The organism is Nocardia sp. NPDC058497 (assembly GCF_042720195.1).
Taxonomy (GTDB): Bacteria; Actinomycetota; Actinomycetes; order Mycobacteriales; family Mycobacteriaceae; genus Nocardia.
Map to the genome: position 1 here is coordinate 1 of NZ_JBHXMY010000618.1, position 3,416 is coordinate 3,416.

Below are 3,416 nucleotides of genomic sequence, written 5' to 3' on the forward strand. Positions count from 1 at the left end.
GCGCGCCACCACCACTTCACGCCAAGGCCAGCGCCAACGACCCGGCCGCCAGCAGCAGATACGGCAGCGGGTAGCCCAGATGCGCGTACCAGCGCGCCCGCAGCACGGTGAGCTCGGCGCCGACGAAGTAGAGCACCAGTCCGGCTGCGGCCGCGACGGCCAGCGGGCGATAGGCCAGACCGGCGAGCAGACCCAGCCCACCGGCCGCCTTGATCACGGCCAACGGGGTGAGCGTCCACGGCGCGACGCCGTACTGACGCATGTTCTCGCGTACCCAGTCGGCACGGACGACATCGATCGCGGCGGCGGCGAGTGCGGCCAGCGCGGCGAGCACGGTGACGACGACATAGCTGGTGTGCATCGGACGGTTCCTCCGGTCTACGGTGATCGACGGCAGTCGCCGTCGTCGTCTGTGACGAACGGCCCGACCGAAAGGTGACCGATGCGCGTGGATTCGCTCGCGCTCGCCTTCGAGCAGCGGCGTACCCGGCTGCGTGGCATCGCCTACCGGATGCTGGGCTCCGCCGCCGAGGCCGACGACGCGGTGCAGGAGACCTGGCTGCGGCTGGATCGGGTCGCCGCGGCCGAGATCGCCAATCTCGACGGCTGGCTGACCACCGTCGTGACCCGGATCTGCCTGGATGCGCTGCGCGTTCGCGCGCAGCGCGCCGAGACCAGCGACGTGGTCGCGGTCGACGCGCGCGCCACCGGCCCCGGCGCCGATCCCGAGGACGAAGCGCTGCTGGCGGATTCGGTCGGGCGCGCCCTGCTCGTCGTCCTCGATGTGCTCGGGCCGGAGGAACGGGTCGCATTCGTTCTGCACGATCTATTCGCCGTGCCGTTCGCGGACATCGCGCCGATGCTCGGGCGGACACCGGCCACCACCAAGAAGCTCGCCAGCCGGGCCCGGCTCCGGGTACACGCGCCCGCCCGCGTCGAGCAGGCCGAGTTGGCGGAGCAACGCGTCGCGGTGGCGGCGTTCCTGAAGGCGGCCCGCGAGGGTGACCTGGGTGAACTGCTGGCCGTGCTCGCACCGGACGTGGTGCGCACTGCCGATCCGGCGGCGCTACCGCCCGGGATGGCGGCGCTCGTCCGTGGCGCCGCCGCGGTCGCCGACGGCGCGCTGGCGCTGCGGCAGCGGTCGCGCGATGCCGTGCTGCTCCTCGTCGACGGGCGGCCCGGCCTGGTGGTGGCACAGGCGGGCAAGCCGCAGTTCGCCGTCACGTTCACCGTCCACGCGGGCCGGATCGCTGCCTACGACGTGGTCGCCGCACCGGATCGGCTGGCCGAACTCACACTCGCGCTCCTGCCGGACCAGTCCTGAACCCGTGCGGCACCGCTGTTTTGGCACACTGTGCAATGTTGCACTGGTTGCGAGATCGCAGCCAGTGCGTAAACGCAGCGCGCGCAGGCGAACTCGCGCCGGTCAGAGCGCCGGGACGCGCGCGAACCCCAGCGGCGGGGTCGGCACCCGGCCCGAGCGCAGGTCGTGCCGGAAATCGGCCAGCAGCGGCAGCATCTCGACATTGCGGGCGGCGTAGCAGCGCACCATCGGCAGCGCCCGCGAGACCTCGGCGCGTTCCACCGGCTCGGCGTCGAGGAACGCCATCCCCTCCAGGCCGAGCCCGAGGGTGTCGGCGAGCCGCACGATCGAGGCCGACTTGCGGCCCCAGCCCACCTCGACCGCCGAGAACATCTCGTACAGCCCGTGCCGGTAGAGCGTCCGCAGCGTGCGCGAACGATCACCACGTGCCGCGACAGCATGCAGCACACCGCGCTCGCTCAGCTTGGTGAGCGTGCGCAGTGCCTGCGGGCGCAGCGTGGTGCTGGTCGCGTCGTGGACCACACCGTCCCACAGGGTTTCGTCCAGTTCCCAGACCAGACAACGGACGGCAGGTCGCATGGTGGTGCCCCCCATTCGGTTCGTTCCGGCGCGGAGAACTCTACAACCACTCATACCGATGGACCAGACTTGTGATCGCTCACCAAGCAGGCAGGCAGGCATGGGTCCGCGACCCATTACCCGAGGTTCCATTCCGGCATCGGCGCCGGTTGGCTAGGGTGAAGTCGCTGGACAGCGGGGGCAAAGCCGAAATTGGGCGAAGGGAACACAGATGTCCGTCGATAATCCACCCCGGCAATCGCTGACCATCTCGGGTCAGCCGATGTCGTCGCCGTTGAAGGACGTGCGTGCCCTCTCGCGGCAGATGGTCGGCCACTTCGTCGCCAATGTCGTCCCCTGCGGCACGCTGCCCGGCGACGCCATCTCCGGCGACGTCACCACCATCACCCGGATCTGCCTCGAATTCGCCGTCAGCATGCTCGACGGCCGCGACATCCCGAACAAGCTGCAGCGCCTGCAGGACGCCGCCAGCGGCTGGGCCCGCGAGGGCGTGCCGATCGACACGATCCACCACTCGATCGCCGAGGGCTTCAAGATCGGCCTCGATCTGGTCGTGGCCAACGCATCGGTGAAGGACTACGACAACCTGGTCGACGGCGTGAAGATGGTGATGGAAATGCTCGACACCATCACCGCCCAGGTGTCGCTGGCCTACGTGCGGGAACTGCGCGGTGTCGTCAGCGAGCACCACACCGCGGTGCACACGCTCACCTCGGCACTGCTCGGCGGGCACAGCACCTCCACGATGGCCCGCGAGTGCGGTATCGCGATCGCCGACACCTACGCGGTGCTGGCGCTGGCGATCCCTCCGCACCGCGAGGAGGCCAACCCCGCCCTCGACGCGCAGGTGGTCGCCCGCCGCAAGCTGCGCCGCGTGCAGGCCGAACTGGCCAAGCGCTGCGGGGATTCGGCGCTGTCGCTGCTCAGTGTCGACGGCGGCACGGTGCTCATTCCCGCCGACACCTTCGACCGCGACGGCCTGGCAGCGCTCGTCGCCCAGCTCTCCCAGGCCGCCCAGGTCGGGATCACCGCGGCGATGGTCGAGACCTCGACGACCGGTGTGCCCGATGCCGCCGATCAGGCCCACGAACTGCTCGACATGGTGCAGCGGCTCGAGGTCACCTCGGGGCTGTACCGCTTCGACGAGCTGGCCCTGGAGTACCAGCTGACCCGTCCCGGCCCCGGCCGGGAGTTCCTCGGTTCGCTGCTCGACCCGCTGGATCAGTACTCCGAGCTGCTGGAAACCCTGCAGCGCCACATCGCCAACAACCTCAACCGCCAGCGCACCGCGCGGGTGCTGCACGTGCACACCAACACCGTCGACTACCGGCTCAAGCGGATCGGCCAGCTCACCGGCTTCGATCCGACCCAGCCGTCGGGGCTGTGGTACCTGCGTTCCGCGCTCGTCGCGCGCAGCTACCGTTCCACCGCCTGACCAGCCCCCGGAAACGCCGAAGGGGGGGGGGGGGGCGGCGCGGAGGGGGGGGGCGGTGTTGGGGTTCTAACGCGCAAC

The 3,416-nt window shown here is 70.3% G+C and carries 4 protein-coding genes; 2 read left to right on the forward strand and 2 right to left on the reverse strand.

The genetic code is table 11. The features are described 5' to 3' along the window. Positions 1 to 16: 16 nt before the first annotated feature. Positions 17 to 361 (reverse strand): DoxX family protein, encoded by a 345-nt coding sequence (locus tag ACFWPJ_RS28285; RefSeq protein ID WP_378855862.1) that lies wholly within the window; start codon positions 359 to 361, stop codon positions 17 to 19. Positions 362 to 442: 81 nt separating this feature from the next. Between ACFWPJ_RS28285 and ACFWPJ_RS28290 the strand changes: the two genes are divergently transcribed. Then, positions 443 to 1,324, forward strand: a complete 882-nt coding sequence (locus ACFWPJ_RS28290) for a sigma-70 family RNA polymerase sigma factor (RefSeq protein ID WP_378855864.1) — start codon at positions 443 to 445, stop codon at positions 1,322 to 1,324. Between the two features lie 102 nt (positions 1,325 to 1,426). On the opposite strand, the gene ACFWPJ_RS28295 is transcribed toward ACFWPJ_RS28290, so the two are convergent. After that, the gene (locus tag ACFWPJ_RS28295) at positions 1,427 to 1,918 is read right to left on the reverse strand and encodes an HAD-IIIC family phosphatase (RefSeq protein WP_378855866.1); all 492 of its coding nucleotides are present in this window, start codon (positions 1,916 to 1,918) and stop codon (positions 1,427 to 1,429) included. Positions 1,919 to 2,114: 196 nt separating this feature from the next. Here ACFWPJ_RS28295 and ACFWPJ_RS28300 point away from each other — a divergent pair, with 196 nt between their 5' ends. Further along, a complete protein-coding gene (locus tag ACFWPJ_RS28300) occupies positions 2,115 to 3,338 on the forward strand; it encodes a PucR family transcriptional regulator (protein ID WP_378855868.1) in 1,224 nt (407 codons plus the stop codon). The last annotated feature ends 78 nt before the right edge of the window (positions 3,339 to 3,416 follow it).

What these genes read in the sequence shown, in the direction of transcription:
- ACFWPJ_RS28300 (WP_378855868.1), top strand. Translation starts at nt 2,115, where the DNA reads ATGTCCGTCGATAATCCACCCCGGCAATCGCTGACCATCTCGGGTCAG.
- ACFWPJ_RS28290 (WP_378855864.1), top strand. Translation starts at nt 443, where the DNA reads ATGCGCGTGGATTCGCTCGCGCTCGCCTTCGAGCAGCGGCGTACCCGG.
- ACFWPJ_RS28285 (WP_378855862.1), bottom strand. Translation starts at nt 361, where the DNA reads ATGCACACCAGCTATGTCGTCGTCACCGTGCTCGCCGCGCTGGCCGCA.
- ACFWPJ_RS28295 (WP_378855866.1), bottom strand. Translation starts at nt 1,918, where the DNA reads ATGGGGGGCACCACCATGCGACCTGCCGTCCGTTGTCTGGTCTGGGAA.